General features: G+C 46.0%; 4 protein-coding genes. 1 reads left to right on the top strand and 3 read right to left on the bottom strand.

Annotated features, from left to right (window positions below; all coding sequences use genetic code 11):
• Positions 1-265 precede the first annotated feature (265 nt).
• Complete coding sequence (locus C7B77_RS24020; RefSeq protein ID WP_106310850.1) at positions 266-649, bottom strand: DUF1257 domain-containing protein; 384 nt, start codon at positions 647-649, stop codon at positions 266-268.
• A 323-nt stretch (positions 650-972) separates the two neighbouring features.
• Entirely contained in the window at positions 973-2,448 is a 1,476-nt protein-coding gene (locus C7B77_RS24030) for a leucyl aminopeptidase (protein ID WP_106310856.1), read from the bottom strand.
• Positions 2,449-2,735: 287 nt separating this feature from the next.
• Here C7B77_RS24030 and menH point away from each other — a divergent pair, with 287 nt between their 5' ends.
• Positions 2,736-3,563, top strand: coding sequence for a 2-succinyl-6-hydroxy-2,4-cyclohexadiene-1-carboxylate synthase (menH, locus tag C7B77_RS24035; protein WP_106310859.1), 828 nt, complete (start codon positions 2,736-2,738; stop codon positions 3,561-3,563).
• Between the two features lie 24 nt (positions 3,564-3,587).
• Here menH and C7B77_RS24040 read toward each other — a convergent pair whose 3' ends face one another.
• On the bottom strand, positions 3,588-4,634 hold the full coding sequence (locus tag C7B77_RS24040; protein WP_106310862.1) for a DMT family transporter: 1,047 nt from the start codon (positions 4,632-4,634) through the stop codon (positions 3,588-3,590).
• Between the last annotated feature and the right edge of the window lie 254 nt (positions 4,635-4,888).

Consider the following 4,888-nt stretch of genomic DNA (forward strand, 5'->3'; position numbering starts at 1 on the left):
ACCATGAGCGATCGAGGTTTGATTTCCCAATACGGTATCGGAATTTTGCGGTCGTTGGTGCAGCCCTTCAGAACGAAAATCGCGGTCGGACATAATTAGTTAGTTAATTAATAATATCCATAGCAGATCGAATCGATTATCCAGATTCGATCGAGTTTATTGGTGAGGAAAGATCCCCGACTTCTCAAAGAAGCGGCTCGCGCTCGTCGGGTTTCCCGACGGTTTAGCGAGACAAGACAGTCGGGGATCTTGCAGTACATATTGGCTAAATCCATCTTCCGACGACTACTCGTACTGCCCCATCTTCCATTACTTCTTCTACTTCAATGGTATAGCCCCGATCTTCAGCCATAGTTAATAGCATTTTATGAGCATATTTTTGTTGGATTTCATTGACAAATTGAAGTTGGTTCATACGTGCCATTGAGAAATCAGAAATGATTTCATAATTATCGTCACCATCTTCTTTTTTACGAAATCCGATATCGTAACCATTTTGACGGCGGATGACGTATTCTGCATTTACTCGATCGCCTTGATAGCCACGAACTTGAGTGTTTTTCTCAAATTTGTGTCCGAGTTCTGTCAAGACATCAGCAAGAACTTCGCTATTTTTAATCTGAACTTTAATAGTAGTAAAGTGAGACATATAATTTTGAGGTTGGTATTGTATTTAGGTTGAGTTCAACAGCTCAATAATCTTATTCTTTGTGGTTTCATCATTCACGATTAGAACCTCGCCCGAAGAAAGTGTCAGCAGTATATCGCTATTTGGAGGGGCTTTACCTACATCTATTGACACGATCGCATCAGTGTTGATGAAGCGTTTGCTACTAACTGAAATAATCTCAATGTACATAAAAATCTCCTCGATCCATTCGGTTGTTTAATTTCCGGAAGATTAAAGCAAATAGTAGAAAAAAGTAGGGTGGGCACTGCCCACCACATAGGTTTCAACCGATCGAATTCAGTCTAACTCAAGACCCAATTGACCAAAGTTCTGACTGGATGACCTGTCGCGCCAGCGTTATTTACGCCGTTTTCCTTATCGCTCCAAACTGGCCCAGCCACATCTAAATGCGCCCAGGGAGTATCTTTGACAAACTGTTTGAGGAATAGAGCGGCGGTAATCGAACCGCCACCGCGCGGGCCAGTATTTTTGAGATCGGCGATGGGTGATTTGATGCCGTCGAAATACTTGTCGGCTAGGGGCATTTGCCAGAAGTTTTCACCCGCTAGTTCTGCGGCGGCGAGGATGCCGTCTGCTAGGGACTTGTCGGGACTCCACAAGCCGGAAATATCGTCGCCGAGGGCGATGATACAGGCACCTGTGAGGGTGGCGAGATCGACGATCGCGTCTAAGCCCAATTTATCGGCATAAACTAGCGCGTCAGCTAGGGTTAAACGGCCTTCAGCGTCGGTATTGTTGATTTCGATCGTTTTGCCATTTGAAGCGGTGAGGATATCTCCAGGGTGCATGGCGCGACCGCTAATCATGTTTTCAGTCACCGCACTAATGAAGTGGACTTCGACATCGGGTTTGAGTTGACCGATCGTTTTTGCCGCACCAAACATCGCCGCAGCACCACCCATATCCATTTTCATGGTTTCGATGCCGCTACCCGCGCCTTTGATATTCAAGCCGCCGGAGTCGAAGGTTAAGCCTTTACCGACGATCGCGAGTTTGCGGCGGGGGGTACCGGAGGGGGTATAAGTAAGATGGATGAATTTTGGTGGCATTTCGGAAGCTTGTGCTACACCCAAGAATGCGCCCATGCCGAGAGCTTCACATTCGGCTTGCTCTAGAATTTTGAGCGCGAACCCATAATCTTTGGCAATTTGTTCGGCGGTTGCTGCCATACTCATCGGCGTGACGATATTTGCAGGTGCCGATACCAATTCTCGCGCGAGGATCGTGCCATCGGACATTGCCTGCGCCTTCTCGATTGCCGCATCATTTCCGGCGGCGTCTAAGATGTGAACTTCTGAGAGCTTGAGCTGATTTTCGGGTTTGACTTCAGATTTGAAGCGATTGTCTTGGTGGAGTGCCAGGATTAAGCCTTCGCTAATCGCTTGGGTGGTGGCAGCAGCATCTTCATTCCAGACGGGGAGACTAATTCCCAATGTTTTGGCTTTTTCGCGTTTGGCAGTGCGCGCGATTGTCGCGCCAGCTTTGCGGAGGGTATCGAGTTTTAGCTCCTCCGCTTTGCCCAAACCCACCAACATAATTTTCTGAATTGGGGTATTGACGCCGACACGAGTCACCGCACTGCTAGATTTAGCTCCTTTAAATTCAGTCTCAGCCATCAGTGCTTCAACGACGCCGCCTAACTTAGTATTGAGTTCGGCAACATCGCCACTGAGTTCGACAGCATCTTCATAAAACCCAATCGCCAAAAGATCTCCAGTCCAGTCTAGACGCGTTGTAGCGATCGCTTTGATATCCATATTTACGTTGCGTAGCGGTAATTTAAATAGTTTTGGTTTCCGGGAGTTGTCAGATTGGCTCCCAATGCTCACTCGCAGATTGAGTTATCCTCATTGTAGCAATCCTCAGCACTATCCTTTTTACCGGGACGCCAAAAGTCCCCGAGATCGAACCCACCCATCCACATCCACACGAACGCCAATAGCTCTCTGTAATTTGGTCATTCCGCCAAAATAGCAGGAGATCCATCCCCACTTTAACAACCCAATTCTCAATTCTCAATTCTCAATTCTCAATTCTCAATCGCATGTATCGATGGCATTTCACCTCTACAGACGATCGCACTTTACCGCCACTATTACTTCTGCATGGCTGGATGGGAAGTAGCGAAGATTATACCGAACTTATCGATCGATTAAAATCTCAATTTTATTGTATCGCGATCGATCTACCCGGTCATGGTAAAACTGAAGTTATCGACGAAAACACAGGCTATGATTTCATCAATACAGCTAAAGGCATCGTTGACTTATTAGACAGCCTGGAGATAGAACGATGTTCGATCGCGGGTTATTCTTTTGGTGGGAGATTGGCATTATATCTTGCACTAGAGTTTCCCGATAGGTTCGTTGGCGTAGCCTCTTTGCTGGGGCAAACGCTACGCGAACGGAACGAGAATCGAGTTATCTTAGAATCGACATCTCCAGGCTTACCAACTGCTTCGGAACGACAAGCGAGAATCGATCGCGATCGTCAAATTATCGATCGATTATTAACTACTAGTTTTGATGAGTTCGTGCGTGATTGGTATCGCCAATCGATCTTCGTCGGTATCGACTCTCGTCCAGATTTCCCCGACCTAATTCGCCGCCGCATCGCGACTAACCAGCCGAGTAATTTAGCTAAATCTTTACGATACGCGGGTTTAGGTATGCAACCGTATTTAGGAGACAAATTAAAATTATCGACTCGATCGATCTCACTAATTGTCGGCGCACTCGATCTTAAATTTGTCAATATCGGTCGTAAGCTAGAACAAATGTGTCCGAGCATTACTTTGAATATTATTCCAAATTGCAGTCATAATATTCACTTCGAGCAGCCAGAATTATGGCTTAAATTAATTGATAATTGATAATTGATAATTGATAATTGCTTTTTATTCTTCAGGAACTACGACGGTCGATTGAGTACTGGTGACGATCGAGGGTTGGGTTGCGGAGGTAGACTCACTGTTATCTATATTAAGTGGAATGCCAGTTAATTGACTCCAAATATAATCGCGTTGATTGATTAATAAAATACTGACTAATGTTAGCGAAACGCCACACCATTGGAGCAAATCGAGCGTTTCGCCTAGAAATAGACTACCGAATAACAGTGCGAATACTGGAGTTAAGAAAGTCAAAGAACTTAAGCTGGTAAGATTGCCTTTGGAGGCAAAGTAGAAAAATAAACCATAAGCGATCGCGCTGCCAAATATTGTCGAGTAGCCGATTGCCAGCCAATCGGAACTAGTAATTGCCATCCATTGGTTAGACTCCAAATAGAACGAACCGATCGCCAGCGGTACCCCACCAATAATCATGTGCCAGCCCGTCGCAATTACCGGATCGACATATTTGGTGACAAACGGGATTAAGATCGTTCCTACCGCCATTGACAGAGCCGCCAACAGCATCAACCATTCACCGCGAACGAACAATCCCGATAAATCGAATTGACTCGTCAATGGACTAGTTGCAACTTGATTCAACAATTCGATCGGTAGTCCGATGCAGCTAATTCCTAATACCCCCAAAATCAGCCCACAAATCCCGATCGCGCCAATCCGCTCCTTAAATAACCAAGCAGAAAGTACAGCTACTGCCAACGGTTGGGAGTCAATCATCACCGAACCCAAACCCGCTGTAGTCCGCACCAATCCCGCCGCCAAAAATCCCTGAAATAACGTACCATCCACGATCGCAAACAGCAAGATCCACGCCCATGCTTGCCAGCTCTGTGGTTGAGCGCGCCTAGAAAGTGCCGCCACTATCAAGACGAGTATCCCCGCCGGGATCAGTCGCATTCCCGCCATAAACAAAGGCGTCGTATGGGGCATCACTCCTTTCATCGCCACCATTGCCGTCCCCCATAGAAAAAAGGGCATCACCAACAAAATCGATGTTAAGCTGAAAGAATATGGGGACTTGTTTAACTGCATGAATACTTAAATTGCGGCTCTTAACAAATTGTATATTTTCCTTACGAACTCTGCTAGGAGTTGGGAGTTGGGAGTTGGGAGTTGGTAGTTAGGCTTTAGGTTTTAGGCTTTAGGCTTTAGGTTTTAGGCTTTAGGCTTTAGGTTTTAGGCTTTAGGCTTTAGGCAGAAGGGGTAAGAGGATAAGATTAAGAGCGTCTTTTGCTAATCAACAAGGCAGCGACGCTGCTCATTACCCATTACCCATTACCCATTAC

The sequence above is a fragment of the Chamaesiphon polymorphus CCALA 037 genome, assembly GCF_003003845.1.
Lineage (GTDB): Bacteria > Cyanobacteriota > Cyanobacteriia > Cyanobacteriales > Chamaesiphonaceae > Chamaesiphon > Chamaesiphon polymorphus.